This window comes from Saccharopolyspora hattusasensis (genome assembly GCF_050972075.1).
GTDB classification, from domain to species: Bacteria; Actinomycetota; Actinomycetes; order Mycobacteriales; family Pseudonocardiaceae; genus Saccharopolyspora; species Saccharopolyspora hattusasensis.
In genome coordinates, this window is record NZ_JBPCDC010000001.1 from 6,887,335 (window position 1) to 6,908,262 (window position 20,928).

Below are 20,928 nucleotides of genomic sequence, written 5' to 3' on the forward strand. Positions count from 1 at the left end.
TCGTGGGTAACCGCGGGGTTAGTGAAGACGTGATCCGGTCCAGTGTCCGCGGGATCGTCTCCGCCTTGGCATGCGTCGTGGGTAACCGCGGGGTGTGAAGCCCAGGGTAAAAGCCGAAGCTGCTGCTGTTCCACCCAGCGGCAGCGGGCGAGGAGAAGGCCGGACGGGTGAATGTAGGTGAATCTCCGCATGCTTCGTAATAGTGGCTTCCGCCGGTGGAATGTGTCAGGCGGATGACAGGGCTGGCCGTTGAGAAACGGCAGGTGCCGATCGGAGACCCAGCGCTGATCGGGAGGACACCACCGCCCCGGAGTATAGGAGGCACCCACCCCGGCCGCATCTCACACGTGCGGAACATGGAAACCCCGGCAGAGTCCTGATCGCCTGGGGGCGGGCAGGTAGGCCAACCGCGAGGAAGGCGGAATCCTCTGCCGGGAACAAGATGCCCAAGAAGCAAAAGCCGGTCATGCCGATAACGGCGTCATCGTCATCGGGAGAAACCCTGGTGGCGGTGGACGAAAGTCAACAGGAAACCAGCGGCAACACGACGGCACCTCCCGGCCGCCGCCACTGGATAACTGGCCGGATACCGGGCCTGGTGCCCGGGCCTTGAAAGAGGCGCTGACGTGGGCAGGTGAGCCTTTGAAGACAAGCAGCCGAAACCCTGGAACCGAAGGACAAGTTAGACACCGATGGTGAACGGACCCAAGGACGTGACCCTCGACTGGGCCGCCATTGACTGGCGCCTGCACGAGGAAAACGTACGGCGGCTACGGCAGCGGATCTTCAAGGCGGCGCGGGAGGGTTCCCTGGCCACGGTCAGGAACCTGCAGAAACTCATGCTGCGGAGCTGGAGCAACACGCTGGTCAGCGTGCGGCAAGCGACGCAGTTGAACGCGGGACGCAAAACCGCCGGGGTCGATGCGGAGGTCGCCTTGACTCCTCAGGCCAGGATGGAGCTGGCGGTGCGGGTGCATCGCGAAGCCGCAACCTGGCGTCCCCGGCCGGTGAAGAGGGTTTATATACCCAAGGCGGGAAACCGTGCAAAGCTGAGGCCGCTCGGAATTCCGGTCATCGCGGACCGCTGCCATCAAGGCAGGGTCCGTAATGCACTCGAAGCTGAGTGGGAAGCCCAGTTCGAACCCAAGTCTTACGGGTTTCGACCGGGGCGAAGCTGCCATGACGCGATCGGGGCGATCTTCCAGACCTGCTGTTCCGCCAAGACCAAGCGGGTCTGGGCTCTGGACGCGGACCTGGCAGCGGCATTCGACAAGATCGACCACAACCGGCTACTGGAAGCACTCGGGTCTTTCCCGGCCAGGGACCTGATCCGGGAATGGCTGAAAGCCGGTGTGATAGAGGAAGGAAAAGGGTTCACGCCAACCGATGAGGGCACACCCCAGGGTGGCGTGATCAGCCCACTCTTACTGAATGTCGCTCTGCATGGGCTGGAAACAGCAGCCGGAGTCCAATACTACCCCGCCGGCACCAGCGAGGCGAGGAAAATCAAACCGGGCTCACCGATGGTAATTCGGTACGCCGACGACCTGGTCGCACTCTGCCACAGCCAGCGGCAGGCACAGGAAATCAAGGCCAGAATCGCTGAATGGTTGGCACCCAGGGGTCTCAGCTTCAATGAGGAAAAGACCAAGATCGTAAACATCGATGATGATGGGTACGACTTTCTGGGCTTCAACATCAGGCGGTATCACGGCAAGCTGCTGATCAAACCATCGAAAGCGGCTGTCCAGCGAATCCGGGAACGGCTCCGCACCGAGTTCCGCGCCCTGCGCGGGGCGAACGCGGCTGCGGTCATCGCCAGGATCAACCCCATCACCCGGGGTTGGACGGCCTACTACCGGGGCGTGGTCTCGTCCAGCACATTTTCCAGTCTGGACAACTATCTGTGGGTGCTCTGCTACAAGTGGGCAACCTTCAGCCACGCCAACAAGCCGAAGAAATGGATCGTGGCCCGCTACTTCGGCAAATACAACAAGTTCAGAAACGATCGCTGGGTGTTCGGTGACGCCGCCAGCGGCACCTACCTGGCGAAACCCTCCTGGACCGGCATCGTCCGGCACACCATGGTCAAGGGCGCGGCATCCCCAGATGACCCTGCCCTGGCCGAGTACTGGGCCAACCGGCGACGGCGCGTCAAACCCCCGCTGGACAGCTACACGCTGCGCCTGCTCACCAAGCAGGACGGCCGCTGCCCGATCTGCCGGGGACCGATCCTGACCGCCGACCAACCGCAGTCCCCCCCACGAATGGGAACGGTGGTGGCAGCACGTCGTCCGACGGGCGATCAACGCCAACTACCTCACCCATCACGGACGGCCCAGCTCACCAGACGGTGACCACACCCGCCTCGTCCACGCGGCCTGCCAGCGCGAACTCCTCGCTCGCCAGCGCAGCCGCACAGCCTGCACTCCCACACCGCCCTCGCGGCTTGCTTGCGCTGACTCGCGGTGAAAGCCGCACGGGCAGTGCTGAGGGGAGGCCAGCGGGGCAACCCGCTGGCCTTACCCGATAGATCGAAACCGCCTACCTGGAACTGAAATCGTCCATCCTCGGCGGCCGGGTGTTACGCGCCCGCACCCCGGCTGGCGCCGAACAGGAGATCTACGCCCTGCTGGTCACCTACCACCTGCTGCGCACCGCGATGGCCGACGCCACCAACACCCAACCCGACATTGATCCCGACCGAGCCAGCTTCACCATCGCCTACCAGGCCGCCCGCGACCAACTCATCCAGGCCGCCAACGTCATCGCCGACACGGTCATCGATCTGGTCGGCACCATCGGCCGCCATATCCTGGCCAACCTGCTCCCCGCCCGACGACTACGGGTATGTCCCCGCATCGTCAAACGCGCCATCTCCAAATACCAGGCCCGAGGCCCGAACATCGACCGAACCAGCTACAAAGCCACTGTCGGCGTCGACATCCTCACACCCGCAGACCCTTGACGATCACTACAACAGCCAAACTTCACGGCCTTGAGGTTAGCATCCGGCCCTGCCAGCCGGCGTACACCGCCAGGGTCTCCAGCCGCAGCACGTCATCCCAGTCCAGAAGCAGGTAACCCAGGAGTTGTCGCAGCCACTCCCCCACTGGAGGCGTAGATTCCCTGGTGAGCTTGACGTCAACCAACGCCTTTCCGACGATGAGATCAGCGATACCAAACCCATTACCGAGCTCCGGCGCAACGACGACACGATCCCCCAATGCATGAAATGCCGCGCGGCCCTGCTCGACATACTGCGCCCATGCCTTACCCAAGGCATCGACCGCTTCGAGATCAGCTCCCAGCGAGCCGCCCTCGGTGGCCGCGACGAACCAGAACCGCCGCCGATCGACCGCCCAGTCGCGATGGTTATGGGCCATCTTGTTGACTTCCATCAGGTCCAGGGACGTCGCCAGAGCGCGGCGTTCTCTCTCCTGGTCAACAGGCTGTGGTTCGGGAGCGCGTCTCCAGTCCAACAAGACAGGGTCACTGGTCCCGCCTGCAGGCATCCCGCGAACGTACCTCGGTTTCATCCCTACAGAGACCAGTAACTCCGCGTACTGCTCCGGCGGAAGATACGTCAGCAACCCCTGGGGCTCAGGACACTGGCCAAGATCGAGGCCAATACGAAGTTCCAGAGCACGACCAAGATCGTCCCACCTATGGCGCAAACCGCACTCCGGACCAGACGCCGCTTGAAGCATCTCCACCCAGCCATCCTCAACATCGCCGCGATGACGCAGACGATCGTCCAGGAAACGACACAACACGCTCGCAGAACGCTGAGCTTGAGCAACGATCGACATGCGATGAGCGTCCCAGACCTCACCGACATCATCTGGAACCGCGAAACGCCGCCGTTGGGGCCAAGCTGGCCACGACGATCGCATCCAGCAGGAGCCAGAGATGCGCGGGAGCCTTTAACCCTGGCGCCATCATAGGGGGGAGTCACCGGATTGGCCTATTGCCAGTATGGCGTACAAGGCGTTTTGTCTCATTAAGATCGACAACCTCAGAGATCACGCTCTAGACTAGCTTGAGCAGGACTAAGTTCACTGGGGGATGTGTGGGCGATCCACTCGACATCGCGGCACCTGACGATTCCGGCTCCGCCACACTACGTCGGTTCACCTATCAGGAACACGTTGCCGGCCGTTCCGTGCTGGCCATGCTTGCCGAGGGAGCATCTGTCCAGTTCGTGATCTGCGAACATATCGAGGATGTCGTAGTAGGACGCCTACTCAACGGAGACATGCTCTGGGACTTCCAACAGGTCAAGACGCGCGATAACCCCGCGCCTTGGGGCTTGACGGAGGTCTTAAGCAGCAAAGCCCTCAAGAGTTTATGGCGCACTCACGAGACACTCGATGGCCAAAATCTCTGCTACCAACTTACCGCTTCACTCGAAGGCAAGCTCGATCCTGCCGATGACGCCCTAGCTCACCTCGCCCGCGGAGCTGGCGCCGAACACGAGAAATGCCTGGCTCGGGTAGCAGCGCATCTAAAGGCACCGCTTGAGAAAGTGAAGTCGTATCTCAGGTTGGTACGGGTTGAAGCACTGCCAACGCGCGGGAGTCTGGAAGAGAAGAGTCTGCTCGCCCTGAGTGAGTTGGCACCCCAAGTCACGAGCGCAGTGCAGCGGGCTGTCTACGAGGCTGTACTCACCCGGATCCATGAGGCCATGCAGGGCGCGCTGGGACCCGATTGGCTCCGTCGCCTCGGGCTTGAGCCGGACGGCGTATTCGATAATAAAAGAATTTCCCGAGCCTCGATCGCCGACCTGGCCCAGCGCCTTCAACACCCCGACCATGTCCTCCTGAGCGCCTACACTGAACGCATAGAAACCATTGAAACAAAACTGGTACACAAGATGCGCGCAGGCGGCGCCTCCCCCGACACCATCCAAGAAGCGCAGTACCTACGGGCGGAGGCGGACTACCGTCGTCTGCAGGAGGAATCCCTCGGTACCTGGCCGGGTCGGGAGACCGCAGACGACCTGGACACCCGACTTTTGCTGATGGCACGACGTATAGTGCGCCGCCACAACGCGACCATCGATCGACCGGCAGACCAGATATTCGATGAATTGGCCACGGAACTCAACGCGAACGCCCACATGTTGGACGCGCGATCACTCTACGCCAAAGACGGGTTACTCCTGTTAGGACGTGCCTGCGCGAAGTCTGATGAATGTCACTTCGCCTGGGGGAACGCTAATGACACCGTCTGATGTCCTCGAATATGCACCACCGTCGATCGACGCACAAGCCCGCCTGCTGGTGTTGATCGATGCCTTCGGCACAGCTGGTGTCGAAGGACGCATGAAGCTCGCTAAGCTGGACTTCCTGCTCCGCTACCCAGACCGCTTCGCCCGACTCATGGCCGACCGCGCTCCCGATTCAGACGTAGGCGATGACCCGTGGCTGACAGGCGCTATCGAGCAGGGGATGATCCGCTACCGCTACGGCCCCTGGGACCCCGCCTATTACAGCCTTATAGGTGCGTTGATAGGCAAAGGGCTGATCAAGCCCCACCAGAAGGGACCCACTGCGACATACACAACAACCAGCCAAGGAAAACAGGTCGCTAGAGGTTTAGCTACTAGCACCAGTTGGTCTGCGGTGCGCGAGCGCGCCCTCCTGCTGCGGCGCCATTTCAATCTGAGCGGGACTACGTTAAAAAATCTAATCTACAACACGTTCCCCGACATCGTCGAGGCATCGTGGGGGACGAAGCTATGAGGCTACAAATCGAAAGTTTGAGGCTCAACGGCACAAGCCGCGAAGTCAACTTCAAGCCAGGCATGAACGCCATCACCGGCGCGATGAGTGGTGGCAAGACAGCGGCCGTTTCTTGCTTGCGCGCCCTCCTGGGAGCCGATGTCAGCGTCATCCCGGAGTTACGAGGAAAAACGATCTCGGGAACAGTATTGATCGGAGACCGCCGTTTCCGCATCGTCCGCCCCTTGGTAACGACGGACACTGCCAAGGTTGAAATTGCCGAGATAGGCGGCCCGCGGGAGGCGTGGCGGCTGCCGGCCAGCAGACTTCAGGCCGGATACGACCTCACGTTCCGCGACTGGTATCTGCGGATGCTCGATCTGCCACAGGCCAAAGTCCCCCGTGCCCCCTCTGACCAGACCAGCGATCTGGTACCTGTGACGATCAGCGATTACCTCATGTATTGCGTGCTGCGGCAAGATGAGATCGACTCTTCTGTCTTCGGAACGCCAGACAACCACAACAAGAACATCAAGCGCCGATACGTCTTCGAGATCCTATACGGCATCTACGACCCAAACACGATCGGCTTGCGTGCCCGCCTGCGCGAGGTTGCCATCGAACTCAAATCGCTAACCGGCGATAGCGCGACCCTGGAGCGGGTCCTGTCCGGGCAGGTCTTTGACTCGCAGGCGACGCTCGAGAACCGTAGGGCCGATGCACTCGACCGCCTACAAGAGCTCCGTGCACAGGAGCGAGCCCTGTCCCTGATCGCCAGGGATTCTTCGACGGTGCGCCTGAGGAGACAAATTGGCGAGATTGAGGCACAAATGCAGTCAGCCGAGGCCGAGCTACGCTCAGAGACTGCCTCGAAGACACGGCTGACGGGGCTGCGCGACCAGCTTGTGGCCCAAAGTCGAAAGATCACCCGGACCCTGGTCGCCGAACGGTTTCTGAGCGATTTCGAGTTCCATACCTGCCCACGCTGCGGCTCATCAATCCCTGGCCGCGGCGATGAAGACACCTGCAGACTATGTCTGCAGGTGCACCCGCCAGCTCCGCCGACATCGGCCTTGGCATCCGAACAAGACCGGGTCATTGAGCAGATCGCGGAGACTGACGAACTCGTTACCAGAAGCGACGAGCGCTTGGCCGCCCTCGAACAGAAACGTTCCGACCTCGCCAATCGACGCGCTGTCCTCGGCACACAGCTCGACGAAGCAGCAGGTCACTATGTCTCCGATCGAGTTGATTCGCTCCGCAGACACGCAGCCGAACAGGCGCGACTAGAGGAGCACGTAGCACGTATCGACGATGCGCTCGCTCTGTACACGCAACTACGCGGCAATACCGCACGAATTGCCGAACTTCAACGTGAACACGATCACCTTGTCACTCGTCTCGACAGTGAACGACACCACGATCCCAAGGTCGCCGGACGCATGGCAGCGCTCGATGCAGCCTTCGAAGAGACCCTACGGGCCTTCGACGCACCGCGATTCGATGACAGTCCCGGTTCCTACATCAGCCGAAAGAACTACCTACCCATCGTGGACGGGCGATCTTTCTCAGAGCTGAGTTCGCAGGGCGTGGAAGTACTTGTCAACGTCGCCCATGCCCTAGCGCACCAACGAGTGGCTCTCTCCGACCCCAGCAGTCATCTGCCTAACTTACTGGTAATTGACGGTGTCAGCAGCAATGTAGGCCACGAGGGAATCGACCTGGTCCGATTGAAGAACATGTACCGCGAGTTGCTGAACGCCGCCACGAATCACGTCGATGAGCTGCAGATCATCGTGGTCGACAACGACCTGCCACCGGTTGAGGGCGTCCACATCGCCCTGCAGCTGTCTGATATCGAGCGATTCGTCCCTTCGGAATAGCGATTTCATACGATCCGTACTAACTTCTCGAGACGCCCGAGCGATTTCTTACGGGTCGACTGGTTCACGATCGTCAGCCCGTTGGCCTGTCGGGTTCCAATACTCGGCCGGTGGGGCTGATTTGCGGTTTCATGCTGCAGGTATTCGTTGATGAGACCTGCGAGGACCGCGCGTTGTGCGATCCGTTCGTGGTTGAGGTTAGGGACGGGGTGGTCTGGCTGTGGAGGTCGGAGCTGCTGACCTCGGTGCGGTCGCTGACCGTTGTAGTGCCGTACGCAGTGGGCCAGTACGGTTAGCAGGTGTCGTTCAGCGAAGATCAGGATACGGGTCGGTGATTTCGGTTCTGGCGGTGAGCACGAATCGTTCGGCGAAGCAGTTCGCTCGGGGACAGCGGGGAGGAATCTTCACAGCACGGATGCCGACGTCAGCTAGTACGGCAGCCGCACTTTGGTGATCTTGGCTGGTCAGGGGCGTTGAGGGGGCCCGGTTAATCAGGCGGGCAGCCGCCTCGCGATGATCATGTTGTGACGCAAGAAGATCGTGAGGCGGCTGCGGCTGTCATGGTAGAGGGTGCGCGTGCGGTGGCGAACCTGGAGGTGCTGCACGGACGGTTGAGGCCGTGTTTCGCGCGGGCGAAGCCGTTTGGGCAGGCCAGGAAGTACATGTCCGGGTTGATGAGTGATCTGCCGCGCAAGAACGGGTGGACCATCGCCGAGCACGCGGGAGACCGGACTCCGGATCGGATGCAGCGGCTGCTCAATCACGCGGTGTGGGACCACGATCAGGTTCAGGGGGTGGTGCGACGGTTCGTGGTCGACCAGTTAGGAGACCAGCCGTTGCGGGTGGTGGCGCTGGACGAGTCCGGTCAGGAGAAACAGGGGGAATGCACTGCGGGCGCCAAACGGCAGTACATGGGCTGCGCGGGCCGGGTCGCGAATGGGGTGAACACAGTCTATTGTTCGTACGCCACCCCCGGCGGGCACGCGCTGGTCGGTGCCCGTATCTATGTGCCGGCCGAACAGCTCGACGATCCTGATCGCCGTGTCGCGCTCGGTGTTCCCGACAAGACCGAGTTCCGAACGAAACCGCAACTGGCGCAAGACATTCTTTTTGACATGATCTCGGATGAGACGATACCACCGTGGGTGGCGGGCGACGAGGTCTATGGCCGATCGGGCCCGCTACGGACTTTCTTGGAGGACAACGAGATCGGGTACGTGATGCGCGTCGGGTGCGCCTTCACCATCGAGTTGCCAACGGGTGAGCGGATACGCGCGGACGCTACCGTGGCCACGCACCTGGCCAGCCGCGAGCACGAGCGGGCCTGGCAGGTCTGCTCGGTGACCGGGTCGAAAGGCGAACGCATGTACGCCTGGGCCTGGATCGCGACCGCGAGCCCACGCCACTTTCTGTTGATACGCAAACACTTGCAGACCGGCGAGTTGGCCTACCACTACTGTCACGTTCCCGCTGGACGGCCGATCACGCTGATGACCCTCGTGCGGGTCGCATGCTTGCGCTGGCCAGTCGAAGAAGGGTTCGAGTTCGGAAAAGACCACTTCGGACTTGATCACTCCCAGGTCCGCCTCTACACCGCACTGCTGCGGCACATCGTACTCACTCTGGCCGCGCTCGCCGTCTGCGCCATCACCGCAGCCCAAGCCAGAACCCGAGCTCCAGCACCAATCTTGCCCACCACGCCCGATCAGCAGCCACCCGAGGATCCCGGCCTGATCGCACTCACTGTCGCCGAGATCAAACGACTATTCACACTGGTCACCCGTCGGCTCCACCCCGAAACCCACCACCTGCACTGGGTCTGGTGGCGACGCCGACACCAAGCTCGCGCCCGCTGGTTCCATCACCGCACCCGACTACGTCGTGACCAGCGAACATAGCCCAACCGGAAAGTGCGGCTGCCGTACTAGCCTCGATGTTTCGCGCGTCCAGCAGACCGGAGGTGATCTTGTGTAGGTGATCTTTGGTTGTCGGATCCGAGGCCACCGCCCCGAACACCTCCGGCTGCGCCCGCACCACGTCGATATCGGCCGCGCAGTCCCCACCCAGCGCGACCGCAATCGCCAGATCGGCCACGATCTTACCCGGATCATGCACTGCCAGCGGCAGCCGCCAAGGCCCTAACGCCGCCGACAACACCCGTTCCAGGCCACACGCCTGGGCCGTCTGCGCCAACAGAGCACCACCGGCCGAGGAGATCAACGACTCGCCGCCGACGATCACGGACAACCACGGACGCCACTGGTTACGCTTCACTCGCGGGGTGCCTTCCTGTTCGGGTCAACTGTTGTCGTCGCAAACACCAGTTTCCCTTACAGGACAGGCACTCCCGCGCAAATCACGCCACGTGTCTCCACACACCGCGTGAAAGCGGCAGATTAGGGCCTCGTCCGCAACGACGTCAAGTTGTTCATGCTGCTGTCATGGCAGGGAGTGTTCGTAGTCCGATGGCTTCGGTTGTGGTCGTAGCGGTGCGGGTGCTCTGTTGGTCGAGCAATGCGGTGAGCGCTGTAGCCCAACGCTGTTGGAGTCCTTGGAGAAGGCGGGTTTCGATTTCGGGGGCTACGTGGGAGTAGATGTGTTCGATCTTGTCGGGGATGACGTGGCCGAGGCGGCGGGCTTGGGCGACCTGTGGAATGCCGTCGGCGATGAGCCAGGTTTTGTGGCTGTGGCGGAAGCTGTGGAAGACCAAGCCCGGCGCGATCGCCTGGAGATGGTGCCGTGCGCAGGGTTTGTGGAGAGTCCCGTCGGCTGCGGGGCGCGTCGCGCGACGGGAGAAGTTGCTGCGGCGCAAGAGTTCGTTGTCCTTGGTGACGAATACATGGGAATGGGAGTGGGTGTCGAGATGGGCTCGGAGCATCTCGATGAGAAACGGCGGGAGGGAGATGGTGCGGGCGGATTCCTCGGTCTTCGGCGGGCCTAGGCTCAGGACACCGTCGACCTCGTGGAGAGCGCCGATCTCCGGGTCGATCACGATGCAGCCATCGTCCAGATGGGTATTGAAGCGTTGCAGGCCGGCGAGTTCGCCCCAGCGTGCCCCGGTGTAGGCAGCAGTGATCATCAGTACTCCTGCTCCTGGCCATGCTGTGACAGCAGCTTGCAGGGCGATCCTGAGGACTTGATCAGGGGTGGCCCAGAGAGCTTCGCGACGGGGTGCGCGTCGGCGTTTGCCTCGTCGTTGGGGCCGGACGGGGTTGGCGGGGATGAGTCGCTCATGAGCGGCATCGGCGAGCATCATCGAGAGGATCTTGACGATCGTGATGACGGTGGAGTTGGCGTAGCCCTTGGCTCGGAGTTTTTTGGACCAGCCGTGTACGGCGGATCCGGCGATGTCGTTCAAGGAGGTGTTTCCCCATTGGGGGAGGATGTGGTTGCGGGTGAGACTGCGGTACTGCGATTCGGTCGCCTGTTCCACGTCGAGGGAATCGAGCCATGTGGTGGCCCAGTCGGCGAGAAGGAGTCTCCCGGCGTTGGGGTCGAGGAAGGTTCCGTGGCGGCGTTCGCTGTCGATCTCGTTTGCTTTGTTTTCGGCGGCTTTTTTCGTGGCGAACCCTGGGATAGAGCCGTGTGTGCCGTCATCTTTCCAGTATCGGACACGCCACGTGTTCTTGCCTGATTTTTCCACAAAGGACATGACAGGGCTTCCTGGGAAACTTGCGCCGTATTGGCTGGGTTGGTGTTGTGACGGACACATGGACGCTCTGTTACTGACCGGTGTCAAGTAAATCCGGTGGGTAATGCCCTGTTTGGGCGTATGTAGTCGTGTGGTAACTGCGTTGAGTTTTCCTAGGTATTGCTCGCGGTGGGAGGGTCGATTCCTGCGATCTCTGCGATATCGCTACGCGAGAACCGCAGGTGTTTACCAAGGAACCGGCAGGGGATGGCGCGAGCGGAGGCTTTCCGTCGCAGCCACGAAGGGCGGACGCGCAGAAGGTAGGCGGCTTCTTCAGCGGTGTAGAGGAATGTGCCCTGGTTTTCGATACTGCTTGCGTGCTCGGCCTGTTGTCCAGGTGTGGTGTTTTCTTGCAAGACCTCGGTCGCAGGGATGCTGGGTTTACTTGCCGGCGTACTGCGAGGTGTTTTCAGTCCGGCCCGGCGTGGTAGTGCTGATCTGCCTACATTTCTCATGAGATAAACGTCCTGTCTGGATCTGACTTCGGTGATCGCCGTCGTGCTCGCCGTGGATGCGGGTGTCTTTGCGGACAGTACCTACGCCGCAGTAAGTGGCGCGTGCACCGAGTCTCGGAGCTGTAGCTGAGGGGTTCCTTTTTCTGCGGTGGCTCTCGACGTGGTGGGTTTGGTGAAGATGAGGACGTCTTCGTGGGCGATGAGGTGCAGGGGGAGTCCGTTGTCGCGTTGTTTGCGGATGAAGTCGCGTTGGAAGAAGCTGCCGCGGGCAACGAGGTCGGTTTCGGCGATGCGGGCCAGCAGTGCGACGCAGCGTTCGGTGGGGATGAGTCCTGCTTGGCGGCCGCAGGTGAGGATGTGGGCGGGCAGGTCGATGAGTTCGGCGTGTTCGCGCCAGGGGCGCAGTGTGACCGCGACGTGTCCGCCGGGCTTCAGGAAGACGGCTGTGTGGGTGAGGATCCGGGTGAATCCGGCGAGGAGGCGGTGGTGGCCGATGTTGGCGAGGTTGCCGCGGTCGAGGGTGTTGCCGTAGCGGTGGTGGTGTTTGTGGACGCCGGCGGTGCCGGTGGTGGCCGGCCGAGGCCGGTGTGGTGGATCTCGGCGCGGACGGGCTGGCGGTGGTGGCCGTGGCCTCGACGGTCAACTTCGCGCTGCGCACCCCGGCCGAACAAGCCGGTCTGGTAGCCGGTTTCGGGCGTTATCTGCATTCCCTGACCGCCCCGATCCAGGTCCTCATCCGCGCCGAACGTCTCGACCTGACCACGCAGATCGCCGACCTTCGGGATCGTGCCGGGGGATTGCCACATCCCGCGCTGGAAGCCGCCGCGGCCGAACACGCCGACTACCTCAACTATCTCGCCGGGCACGCGGACCTGCTCCGCCGCCAGGTCCTTCTCGTTCTGCGTGAACCCCTGCAACACGCCACCACGAAACCAGTCTTTCTCACCTGGCGGCGCCACAAGCGCACCACCAGGAGCGTCCCCGGGGATGCGGCGCGGCGGGCCGCCGAAGCGCGCCTGGTGCGACGGCTGGACGAAGCCACGGATCTCCTTGCAACTGCCGGGATCGTGGTGACTGCCCTGGATGCGGGACAGGCCACCAGTGTGCTGGCCGCCGCCTGCAACCCCGACCGCGTCCTGCCCGCGTTCACGGGTGTGGTCGGCGCGGAGGACATCATCACCACCCAGCCCGAGGCATCGCGGCATACCCATGACATCGCCGGCGAGGACGAGTGGCGGCGAGCGGCATGAGGGCCCGCACACGGCAGCGTGCCGCACGGGAGGCGAGTTCGGCGGTGTTCGCGCCGGAGGCGCTGAGCATCTGGCCTCGGCACGTGGAGGTCGGCGGGGACTGGGCCGCGTCTTTCGCGATCACCGGGTATCCCCGCGAAGTCCATCCGGGGTGGCTGCAGCCCCTGCTGACCTATCCCGGTCGGCTGGATGTGTCGCTGCACGTCGAACCGGTCGACCCCACGACCGCCGCGAGGCGCCTGCGGAACCAGTTGGCGAAACTGGAATCCGGTCGCCGGCACACCGCCGAGCACGGCCGTCTCGCGGACCCGCAGATGGACGCGGCCACCGAGGACGCCTACGAGCTCTCCGCCCGGATCGCCCGCGGCGAAGGCAAACTGTTCCGCCTCGGCCTCTACCTCACGATCCACGCCAGCACACAGGAGGCCTTGGCTGACGAGGTTGCCGCGGTCCGGGCGTTGGCGGCGTCGCTGTTGCTGGACGCCGCACCCGCCACCTACCGCAGTCTGCAGGGCTGGGTGTCCACCCTCCCCATGGGACTCGATCTGCTGGGGATGCGCCGCACCTTCGACACCAGCGCGCTGGCCGCAGCGTTCCCTTTCACCAGCGCCGACCTCCCTCCGGCCGACCCCACCTCGGTGTCGGCGCCGACGGGGGTGCTCTACGGGTTCAATGTGGGCAGCCAAGGGCTGGTGCACTGGGATCGCTTCGCGGCCGACAACCACAACAGTGTGATCCTTGGCCGCAGTGGTGCCGGGAAGAGCTACCTCGTCAAACTGGAGACGCTGCGTTCGCTGTATCGCGGGATCGAGGTCGCTGTCATCGACCCCGAAGATGAATACCGGCGTCTGGCCGAGGCCGTGGGTGGCAGCTATCTCCACCTCGGTGCCGACGGTGTGCGCCTCAACCCCTTCGACCTGCCCATCACTACCGGTGCCGATGGCACGCGCACCGCGCCGAAAGACGCGCTCGTGCGCGCAAGCCTGTTCCTGCAGACCGTGATCAGTGTGCTCCTCGACGCGTCACTGTCGGCGGGGGAGCGGGCAGTGCTGGATGAGGCGATCGCCGCGACCTACCGCCAGGCCGGAATCACCCCGGATGCCCGCACCTGGACTCGCCCCGCTCCCACGCTCCGCGATCTTCGCGACACCCTCACCGCCACCGGCCACACTGTCGCGGCCGATCTCGCCGGGCGGCTGCACCCCTATGTCGACGGAGCGTTCCAGGACCTGTTCAACGGGCCCACCACGATCCGCCCCGACGGGCACCTTGTGGTGTTCTCGCTGCGGGATCTGCCTGAGGAACTCAAACCCATCGGCACCCTGCTCACCCTGGACGCGGTGTGGCGCCGGGTCACTCACCCCGTGCTCCGCCGGCCGCGGCTGGTCGTCGTCGATGAGGCGTGGCTGCTGATGCGGCAACCCGCGGGCGCGGAGTTCTTGTTCCGTATGGCTAAGGCGTCCCGTAAACACTGGGCCGGGTTGACCGTGGCGACCCAGGACACCGCCGATGTGCTCGGCAGCGATCTCGGCAAAGCCGTCATCGCCAACGCCGCCACCCAGATCCTGCTGCGGCAGGCCCCGCAAGCGATCGAGGAGATCAACCCGCACTTTCGATCTTTCCGCCGGCGAACGCCAATTCCTGCTCGCAGCTGAACAAGGCCAAGGCCTGCTGGCCGCTGGCACCCAGCGCGTGGCCTTCCACACCGTCGCCTCACCCACCGAACACACCCTCGTCACCACTGACCCGGAGTTCCTCGCAAGATTGGAAGGTTCTGAGATGAACTCCGGGATGGTGGATCTGTCGTGAGCGTATCGGCGTCCCAGAGTTGGGCAACTTCAGTCACTGGGTGGTTGCGGCAACAGCTGCTGCAGCCAGGGATGGTGGCCGTAGGTGTCGCTGATGGCGTCCGCGAGCCATCGACGTTGTCCGGTGCTGAGCATCGGCTGGGCTGCGGCGAAATCCGCGTCGTCCTTGGGGCGCGGCTCCTTGGCTTTGTAGAACAGCTGGATCTCGGGAGCGAGGTAGGGGATGCCGTCGCTGCTGGTGTGACCGAGCGTGGTGACCGGGCGTCTCAGGTGGGGGTTGCGCTGCGATACCCAGTCGTCGCCGACGGATTCATCGAGCATGACCTGGATGCGCCACGGCTCGTCGGCGCCGGGGCGGCACCAGATGTCATGGACGCCGTCGGGCAAGCGCTCGCCGGGTCGCCAGGGCCGCAGCCTGCCGGGCGGGTCGGCGGCCCACCATTCCCATCCGGCCAAGGCATCTTGGACCGCGAGCTGATCGCGGCGCAGGAGGAGCACGTCGATGTCGGCGTGCTCCCGCAGGCGTCGTTCGAGAGCGAGTTCGATGGCGTAGCCGCCGGCCAGCCACCACGGCACGTGCAGCGAGCCGAACAGGCTCGCCACCTCTGCTGGGGTAGCAGAGTCCCAGGCTCCCCACGGCATGCATGTCGGTGTCACCACCTCATCATCGTGGACCCGGCTGCTGGTACGGGCCGGTGTGCGTCATGGCCCGAGCTCGGCGACGACGACGCTGAGGGATCAGTCTGGTGTAGACGAGGCCCATGCCGGGGTGCACCCCAGCACAGCACAGAGCACGTCCAGATCGTCGAGCCGGATCGCCGAAGACGTCGTAGACCGACAGGTCGAAGTCCAGTGTCGAGACCGCCAGCATCCGGTCGTGCGCGCCGACCGAGTACCGGGCGTTGATGTCGGCGATGGTGTTGACCGCCGAGTCACGGGTGATCTCCACCCCCTTGGGGCTGCCGGTGGAACCGGACGTGAAGATCACGTAGGCCAACGCGTCTGGTTCGACGGGCACGGGCTCGGCCAGCGGATCGGCCCGCAGGGCCGTGGGCAGATAGAGCCCGTCCCCGGTCTCGTCGATCACGACGCGGACCTCCGCATCGGCGTAGATGCGCTCTCGCCGCAGACACGGATGTTCGACGCCGACCGGAACGTAGACGCCGCCGGCGCACAGGATCCCGACCGCCGCGATGATCTGGTCAGGCCCCTATCGCGGCGGCCTGGTCGATCAGCGGATCCTGTACCGGCTCGGCGTGCGCGAGGAAGCGCTCGCCTGGCTGGGCGCCCGTGCGGGCCGCATCCGGTTGCTGGGCACGATCCCGGCTCTGCCAGCGAGATCGCGGAGCTGGCCGAGCGGGGCGGAGCGGTCGCCGAGTTCCCGACGACGATCGAAGCGGCGCAGGCCGTGCGCGGCCCCATGGCCTGACCTGTTTTCGGAGCGCCAAATATTGATATTCGTCTGTGTTAACTCTAGTGTTCTCGCATGCGAACCTGGTCTTTGCTCTTGAAGTCCGCCCGCCGGGCCGGGGCGGCGGTGGTCACGGCCGGTCTCGCGCTGTCGCTCGCCGCGTGTGGCAGCGCCACGGGCACGTCGGGCGACCGCCCAGTGGTACTCACGACGTTCACCGTGCTGGCCGATATCGCGCGGAACGTCGCGGGCGATCACCTCCATGTGGAGTCGATCACCAAAGCCGGGGCGGAGATCCACGGCTACGAACCGACCCCGGACGACATCAAGAAGGCCGCGAAGGCCGACTTGATCCTCGACAACGGGCTCAACCTCGAAGCGTGGTTCGCACAGTTCGTCGAGGAATTGGACGTTCCACATGCGGTGGTCAGCGATGGCGTCAAGCCCATCGACATCGCGGAGGACGCCTACGCTGGGCGGCCGAATCCACACGCCTGGATGTCCCCGCTGAACGTGCGGGTCTACGTGGACAACATGGTCCGGGCATTCAGCGAACTCGACCCGGACAACGCCGCCGCATACCAGGCAAACGGGCGGGCGTACCAGGCCTCACTCCAGACGGTCCAGGACGAGCTGATCACCGGGCTGGGCGCGCTCCCGGCCAACGAACGAGCGCTGGTCACCTGCGAGGGCGCGTTCTCCTACCTCGCCCGCGATGCCGGCCTGACGGAGAAGTACATCTGGGCGGTGAACGCCGAGCAGCAGGCGACCCCGCAGCAGATCGCGTCCGCGATCGCGTTCGTTATGGAGAACAAGGTTCCCGCGGTGTTCTGCGAATCGACAGTCTCCGACGCGCCGATGCGACAGGTCACCGATGCCACCGGCGCGGCATTCGGCGGCACCCTCTACGTCGACTCCCTTTCCGAGACCGGCGGCCCGGTCCCCACCTATCTGGACCTGATCCGCCACGACGTGCGGACGATCGTCGGAGCGCTCACGCGGAGCGCCCCGTGAACGATCCGGCGATCCTCGTGGAGGACGTGACCGTGCACTACGGTGACGTCCTCGCGCTCGACCACGCCAGCCTCACCCTCGGCGCCGGCCGCGTCTGCGGGCTGATCGGGATGAACGGTTCCGGCAAGTCCACGCTGTTCAAGGCCATCATGGACATGGTCAGACCCGACACCGGGCGGGTCCGCGTCAACGGCGGCCCGCCGTCGCAGGCACGGAAGGCCGGGGCCATCGGTTACGTTCCGCAGAGCGAGGACGTCGACTGGGCGTTCCCGCTGTGCGTCCGCGACGTCGTCATGATGGGCCGCTACGGGCACCTCGGGTTCACTCGGCGGCCGAAGAAGGCCGATCACGCCGCGGTGGACCGAGCCCTCGAGCGGGTCGAACTCACCGAGTACGCGGACCGGCAGATCGGGCAACTGTCCGGCGGGCAACGCAAACGCGCCTTCGTCGCCCGTGGCCTCGCCCAGGGGGCTACCGTGCTGCTGCTCGACGAGCCCTTCGCCGGTGTGGACAAGCGTTCCGAGGCGACCATCACCCGCCTGCTGCGCGAACTCGCGGGCGCGGGCGCGGCCATCCTGGTCTCCACCCATGACCTGCACGCGCTGCCCGAACTCGCCGACGAAGCCGTCCTGCTCATGCGAAAGGTCCTGCTGTACGGCACGCCGGGCGAGGTACTCGAACCTGGCAACCTGGCGCTGGCCTTCGGCGTGGACGTGCTAGATCGGGTGCCCCGATGAACGTCTTCGACTTTCTACTCGAACCTCTCGGCTACGCCTTCATGGTCCGCGCCCTCATCACCGCCGTGATCGCCGCGGTCGTCTGCGCGGTGCTGTCCTGCTGGCTCGTCCTGATCGGCTGGTCCCTCATGGGCGACGCTGTCTCGCACGCCGTCCTTCCCGGTGTCGTGCTCGCGTATATCGCCGGTGCCCCGTTCGCGCTCGGCGCTGTCGTCTTCGGCTTCCTCGCCGTCGCCCTCATCGGGGCCGTCCGGGACACAAGCCGGGTCAAGGAGGACGCGGCCATCGGTATCGTGTTCACCACCCTGTTCGCGCTCGGGCTCGTGCTGATCTCGATCACCCCCAGCCAGACCGATCTCAACCACATCATCTTCGGCAACCTGCTCGGGGTTAGCCGGGCCGACCTCGTCCAGGTCGCCATCCTCGGCGTGGTCACCTTCGGCCTGCTCGTGCTCAAGCGGCGCGACTTCACGCTCTACGCCTTCGACCCCAGCCACGCCCACGCGATCGGCCTCAATCCCCGCGTCCTCGGTGCCGCGTTGCTCGGCCTGCTCGCCGTCACCGCCGTCGTCGCGCTCCAGGCAGTGGGGGTGATCCTTGTCGTCGCGATGCTGATCATCCCCGGCGCCACCGCCTACCTGCTCACCGACCGGTTCAACCGAATGCTGCTCATCGCGCCGTCGATCTCCGCCCTGTGCTCGGTGCTCGGCCTGTACCTCAGCTACCACCTGGACACCGCGTCCGGCGGGATGATCGTGCTCACGCAAGGCGCCGTGTTCACCCTGGTCCACCTGTTCGGCCCCAGGCGCGGACTTGTTACCGCCAGACTCGCCAGGCGCCGCCGCCTTCCCGTCAACTGAACTTTCCAGCCGCCTGTTCGCCGCCGCCGGACACCTCGTGCGCACCGTCCGGCGGTGCGCACGCGAACCGCCACGCCGCCGAACGGCGAAGACTCAGCGACGATGCGGACCCCGCGAACTCCCAATTGCGACCGGGAGAGCGGGCCAGCCGACGTCGTTGCACAGCGCGTCGATGTCGGTGATGTGGTTGTACAGCCGTTCCAGTTCCAGCAGGATCGCGCGGATACGCTGCGCGTCCGGGGGGCACGGCCAGGTCCAGGGCGTCTTCCACGGCGAGGCAGAAGGCCAGGGTGTGCCCGACGGCGGTGTCGCCGCTGATGCGCTCGGCCAGTTCGACCGCCTGGTAGGGGCGGCGGCCCTGGAACAGCTTCTCCAGTCCTTTGTGGACGAACCAGAGGCGGGCCTTGAGGTCGAGGATGGTCTCGCCGACCACGCACCGGGCCGACCGGGATCTCATACACCCCGGGGCCTTCGACGGTGCGGACGGGTACGGCCCGGCGACATCGCCGGACTCCGGCGGGTCGCCGGCGTCGGCGCGCATCGGGTACCAGCCCTGCGGCCAGTGGAAGTGGCGGACCAGTCGGCGCGGCAGCGGGTGGTCGGTGGGCACGATGCCGAACAGGTCGCGCATCTCCCGTTCGAACCGGCTGGCGGGGAACGATAGCGCGGCCAGGCTCGGCACGCGCGGGTCGTCGCGGTCCAGTGGAACGCGCAATTCGACGCGGCGGTCCGGGGCGGCGGCGGTGAACAGGTAGACCGCGCGCAGCCGGTCACTGTCGTCGTGCCCGGCGATCAGCGCGACCCGGAATCCGCTGTCGAGCAACGCGTCCGCGTGCGCGGGAAGCTCCTCGGGTGCGATGGTCAGGGCGGTGCGGTGGGCACCGACCGGTTCGCCAGTGGTCATCGGGTGCCTCCCAGCAGCTGAGCGGCTTCGGTGAGCAGGGTCGTCAGGGGACCGGCGGTGACGCCGAGTGCGGCGCAGGCCAGCAGGCCGCCGACCAGCGCGATGGCGGTCGTCACCGGCAGGCGGGAGACTGCGGTGGCGGCGCCGGGGCCCTCCGGTGGGGTGCCGAGCAGCATGCGGCTGGTGCGGCCGATGAGTGCCGCGCCGATCACCAGGATCAGCACCAGTGCGGCGGCGGTCGCCCAGCCCAGGGGCCGCGCGGGCGATGCCGAGTTCGCTGAGGATGTGCAGGAGCGCGGCGGCCCGCGCCAGCGGGGTGCCGATCGCGGCGCCGAGGGCGATCAGCCCGAGGTGTTCGATGCTGGAGTAGGCTGTCCGCCGCCGCTGAGTGCGCCGATATAGGCCGGTGTTTCCGTCGGGGAGTGTGCCGATGGAGGTTCGGCCGGCGGGTGGGGGTTGATCGTGTTCGTCGGCGCCGTCACCGTGACGAGGTTGGGAGTAGGCGACGGCCCTCCCGTTGTCTCTTGGGAGGAGCCTCGGGAGGGCCGTGCGATAGCGCACGGAGGCGCTGTGGTCACGGTAGAGGCTGACGTGGATGGGGTCGAGCGCAGGTTGGTCGCGGGTGAGCTGACCTGCCCGTTGTGTTCGGGAGTGCTCACGGGATGGGGGCATGCGCGGCAGCGGACGCTGCGGGGCCAGGCGGGTCCGGTGCTGCTGTGGCCGCGCCGTGCGCGGTGCACCCGTTGTGGGGCGACGCATGTGTTGTTGCCGGTGGCGGCGCTGCTGCGGCGGGCGGATGCGGTGGCGGTGATTTGGCAGGCGCTGGTGGCCAAGGCTGCCGGTGTTGGTTTCCGGCGGATCGCCGCTGGTTTGGGTCGTCCGGCGGAGACGGTGCGGGGCTGGCTGCGCCGGTTCGCCGGCCGCGCCGAGCCGGTCCGGGCGGTGTTTACCCGGTGGCTGCGGGCGCTTGAGGTGGATCCGGTGTTGCCTGGGCCGGCTGGGGGTGTGTGGGCGGACGCGGTCACGGCGATCCTGGCCGCTGCGCGGGCCGCGGCGGGCCGGTTCGTGCTCGGCACGGTGGCGCCGTGGGAGTTGGTGGTCGCGGTCTCGGGGGGCCGGTTATTGGCGCCGGGATGGCCGGCGGAGTGGATCAACACGAGTTGCCCCTGACGCACTGGTGATCACTTCC

At 64.9% G+C, this 20,928-nt stretch carries 18 protein-coding genes and 4 pseudogenes; 13 read left to right on the forward strand and 9 right to left on the reverse strand.

What is annotated here, in order from left to right:
• Positions 1-692: 692 nt before the first annotated feature.
• Entirely contained in the window at positions 693-2,357 is a 1,665-nt protein-coding gene (gene ltrA / locus ACRXBZ_RS33195; protein ID WP_433882425.1) for a group II intron reverse transcriptase/maturase, read from the forward strand.
• A gap of 224 nt (positions 2,358-2,581) precedes the next feature.
• On the forward strand, positions 2,582-2,968 hold the full coding sequence (locus ACRXBZ_RS33200) for a hypothetical protein (protein ID WP_433879291.1): 387 nt from the start codon (positions 2,582-2,584) through the stop codon (positions 2,966-2,968).
• A 22-nt stretch (positions 2,969-2,990) separates the two neighbouring features.
• Here the strand turns inward: ACRXBZ_RS33200 and ACRXBZ_RS33205 are convergent, their stop codons facing one another.
• Positions 2,991-3,812 (reverse strand): hypothetical protein, encoded by an 822-nt coding sequence (locus ACRXBZ_RS33205; protein WP_433882426.1) that lies wholly within the window; start codon positions 3,810-3,812, stop codon positions 2,991-2,993.
• Positions 3,813-4,072: 260 nt separating this feature from the next.
• Between ACRXBZ_RS33205 and ACRXBZ_RS33210 the strand changes: the two genes are divergently transcribed.
• From ACRXBZ_RS33210 to ACRXBZ_RS33230, 5 genes are all read left to right on the forward strand, one after another.
• Positions 4,073-5,236, forward strand: a complete 1,164-nt coding sequence (locus ACRXBZ_RS33210; protein ID WP_433882427.1) for a dsDNA nuclease domain-containing protein — start codon at positions 4,073-4,075, stop codon at positions 5,234-5,236.
• Positions 5,223-5,747, forward strand: a complete 525-nt coding sequence (locus ACRXBZ_RS33215) for a hypothetical protein (RefSeq protein ID WP_433882428.1) — start codon at positions 5,223-5,225, stop codon at positions 5,745-5,747. The genes ACRXBZ_RS33210 and ACRXBZ_RS33215 overlap by 14 nt, the downstream gene beginning before the upstream one ends.
• Positions 5,744-7,609 carry a hypothetical protein gene (locus ACRXBZ_RS33220; protein WP_433882429.1) on the forward strand — a complete coding sequence of 622 codons (1,866 nt, stop codon included), beginning with the start codon at positions 5,744-5,746 and terminating at the stop codon, positions 7,607-7,609. Before ACRXBZ_RS33215 ends, ACRXBZ_RS33220 begins: the two co-directional genes overlap by 4 nt.
• Positions 7,610-7,740: 131 nt before the next feature.
• Positions 7,741-7,905, forward strand: a complete 165-nt coding sequence (locus ACRXBZ_RS33225; RefSeq protein WP_433882430.1) for a hypothetical protein — start codon at positions 7,741-7,743, stop codon at positions 7,903-7,905.
• A gap of 228 nt (positions 7,906-8,133) precedes the next feature.
• A complete protein-coding gene (locus tag ACRXBZ_RS33230; protein WP_433881654.1) occupies positions 8,134-9,507 on the forward strand; it encodes an IS701 family transposase in 1,374 nt (457 codons plus the stop codon).
• Positions 9,508-9,604: 97 nt separating this feature from the next.
• Here ACRXBZ_RS33230 and ACRXBZ_RS33235 read toward each other — a convergent pair.
• From ACRXBZ_RS33235 to ACRXBZ_RS33250, 4 genes and pseudogenes are all read right to left on the reverse strand, one after another.
• Positions 9,605-9,883 (reverse strand): annotated as a pseudogene (locus ACRXBZ_RS33235) (transposase); the annotation flags it as partial.
• Positions 9,884-10,037: 154 nt separating this feature from the next.
• Complete coding sequence (locus ACRXBZ_RS33240; RefSeq protein ID WP_433882431.1) at positions 10,038-11,261, reverse strand: tyrosine-type recombinase/integrase; 1,224 nt, start codon at positions 11,259-11,261, stop codon at positions 10,038-10,040.
• A 152-nt stretch (positions 11,262-11,413) separates the two neighbouring features.
• Positions 11,414-11,755 carry a helix-turn-helix domain-containing protein gene (locus ACRXBZ_RS33245; RefSeq protein ID WP_433882432.1) on the reverse strand — a complete coding sequence of 114 codons (342 nt, stop codon included), beginning with the start codon at positions 11,753-11,755 and terminating at the stop codon, positions 11,414-11,416.
• A gap of 81 nt (positions 11,756-11,836) precedes the next feature.
• Positions 11,837-12,325, reverse strand: a pseudogene (locus ACRXBZ_RS33250) (site-specific DNA-methyltransferase); the annotation flags it as partial.
• 5 nt (positions 12,326-12,330) lie between these two features.
• Here ACRXBZ_RS33250 and ACRXBZ_RS33255 point away from each other — a divergent pair.
• Together ACRXBZ_RS33255 and ACRXBZ_RS33260 are read left to right on the forward strand one after the other, a co-directional pair.
• Positions 12,331-13,005, forward strand: a pseudogene (locus ACRXBZ_RS33255) (PrgI family protein); the annotation flags it as partial.
• Positions 13,002-14,814, forward strand: a pseudogene (locus tag ACRXBZ_RS33260) (VirB4 family type IV secretion system protein). The pseudogenes ACRXBZ_RS33255 and ACRXBZ_RS33260, both read left to right, overlap by 4 nt.
• 29 nt (positions 14,815-14,843) lie before the next feature.
• Here the strand turns inward: ACRXBZ_RS33260 and ACRXBZ_RS33265 are convergent.
• Together ACRXBZ_RS33265 and ACRXBZ_RS33270 are read right to left on the reverse strand one after the other, a co-directional pair.
• The gene (locus tag ACRXBZ_RS33265; RefSeq protein ID WP_433882433.1) at positions 14,844-15,470 is read right to left on the reverse strand and encodes a nucleotidyltransferase domain-containing protein; all 627 of its coding nucleotides are present in this window, start codon (positions 15,468-15,470) and stop codon (positions 14,844-14,846) included.
• A gap of 7 nt (positions 15,471-15,477) precedes the next feature.
• On the reverse strand, positions 15,478-16,011 hold the full coding sequence (locus ACRXBZ_RS33270; protein ID WP_433884046.1) for an AMP-binding protein: 534 nt from the start codon (positions 16,009-16,011) through the stop codon (positions 15,478-15,480).
• A 288-nt stretch (positions 16,012-16,299) separates the two neighbouring features.
• Between ACRXBZ_RS33270 and ACRXBZ_RS33275 the strand changes: the two genes are divergently transcribed.
• The 3 genes from ACRXBZ_RS33275 to ACRXBZ_RS33285 are packed head-to-tail and all read left to right on the forward strand — an operon-like array spanning position 16,300 to position 18,835.
• Positions 16,300-17,238, forward strand: a complete 939-nt coding sequence (locus ACRXBZ_RS33275; RefSeq protein ID WP_433882434.1) for a metal ABC transporter substrate-binding protein — start codon at positions 16,300-16,302, stop codon at positions 17,236-17,238.
• On the forward strand, positions 17,235-17,975 hold the full coding sequence (locus ACRXBZ_RS33280) for a metal ABC transporter ATP-binding protein (protein ID WP_433882435.1): 741 nt from the start codon (positions 17,235-17,237) through the stop codon (positions 17,973-17,975). The genes ACRXBZ_RS33275 and ACRXBZ_RS33280 overlap by 4 nt, the downstream gene beginning before the upstream one ends.
• The gene (locus ACRXBZ_RS33285) at positions 17,972-18,835 is read left to right on the forward strand and encodes a metal ABC transporter permease (protein WP_433882436.1); all 864 of its coding nucleotides are present in this window, start codon (positions 17,972-17,974) and stop codon (positions 18,833-18,835) included. Before ACRXBZ_RS33280 ends, ACRXBZ_RS33285 begins: the two co-directional genes overlap by 4 nt.
• Here the strand turns inward: ACRXBZ_RS33285 and ACRXBZ_RS33290 are convergent.
• Positions 18,828-19,739 carry an NADH-quinone oxidoreductase subunit C gene (locus ACRXBZ_RS33290; RefSeq protein ID WP_433882437.1) on the reverse strand — a complete coding sequence of 304 codons (912 nt, stop codon included), beginning with the start codon at positions 19,737-19,739 and terminating at the stop codon, positions 18,828-18,830. The two genes, ACRXBZ_RS33285 and ACRXBZ_RS33290, sit on opposite strands and share 8 nt — an antisense overlap.
• The gene (locus ACRXBZ_RS33295) at positions 19,736-19,963 is read right to left on the reverse strand and encodes a hypothetical protein (protein WP_433882438.1); all 228 of its coding nucleotides are present in this window, start codon (positions 19,961-19,963) and stop codon (positions 19,736-19,738) included. Before ACRXBZ_RS33295 ends, ACRXBZ_RS33290 begins: the two co-directional genes overlap by 4 nt.
• Positions 19,964-20,309: 346 nt before the next feature.
• Here ACRXBZ_RS33295 and ACRXBZ_RS33300 point away from each other — a divergent pair, with 346 nt between their 5' ends.
• Positions 20,310-20,909: a hypothetical protein gene (locus ACRXBZ_RS33300; protein ID WP_433882439.1), complete on the forward strand. Its 600-nt coding sequence runs from the start codon at positions 20,310-20,312 to the stop codon at positions 20,907-20,909.
• Positions 20,910-20,928: the final 19 nt, after the last annotated feature.

What these genes read in the sequence shown, in the direction of transcription:
- ltrA (WP_433882425.1), top strand. Translation starts at nt 693, where the DNA reads ATGGTGAACGGACCCAAGGACGTGACCCTCGACTGGGCCGCCATTGAC.
- ACRXBZ_RS33205 (WP_433882426.1), bottom strand. Translation starts at nt 3,812, where the DNA reads ATGTCGATCGTTGCTCAAGCTCAGCGTTCTGCGAGCGTGTTGTGTCGT.
- ACRXBZ_RS33215 (WP_433882428.1), top strand. Translation starts at nt 5,223, where the DNA reads ATGACACCGTCTGATGTCCTCGAATATGCACCACCGTCGATCGACGCA.
- ACRXBZ_RS33220 (WP_433882429.1), top strand. Translation starts at nt 5,744, where the DNA reads ATGAGGCTACAAATCGAAAGTTTGAGGCTCAACGGCACAAGCCGCGAA.
- ACRXBZ_RS33225 (WP_433882430.1), top strand. Translation starts at nt 7,741, where the DNA reads ATGCTGCAGGTATTCGTTGATGAGACCTGCGAGGACCGCGCGTTGTGC.
- ACRXBZ_RS33240 (WP_433882431.1), bottom strand. Translation starts at nt 11,261, where the DNA reads ATGTCCTTTGTGGAAAAATCAGGCAAGAACACGTGGCGTGTCCGATAC.
- ACRXBZ_RS33245 (WP_433882432.1), bottom strand. Translation starts at nt 11,755, where the DNA reads ATGAGAAATGTAGGCAGATCAGCACTACCACGCCGGGCCGGACTGAAA.
- ACRXBZ_RS33275 (WP_433882434.1), top strand. Translation starts at nt 16,300, where the DNA reads ATGCGAACCTGGTCTTTGCTCTTGAAGTCCGCCCGCCGGGCCGGGGCG.
- ACRXBZ_RS33285 (WP_433882436.1), top strand. Translation starts at nt 17,972, where the DNA reads ATGAACGTCTTCGACTTTCTACTCGAACCTCTCGGCTACGCCTTCATG.
- ACRXBZ_RS33290 (WP_433882437.1), bottom strand. Translation starts at nt 19,739, where the DNA reads ATGACCACTGGCGAACCGGTCGGTGCCCACCGCACCGCCCTGACCATC.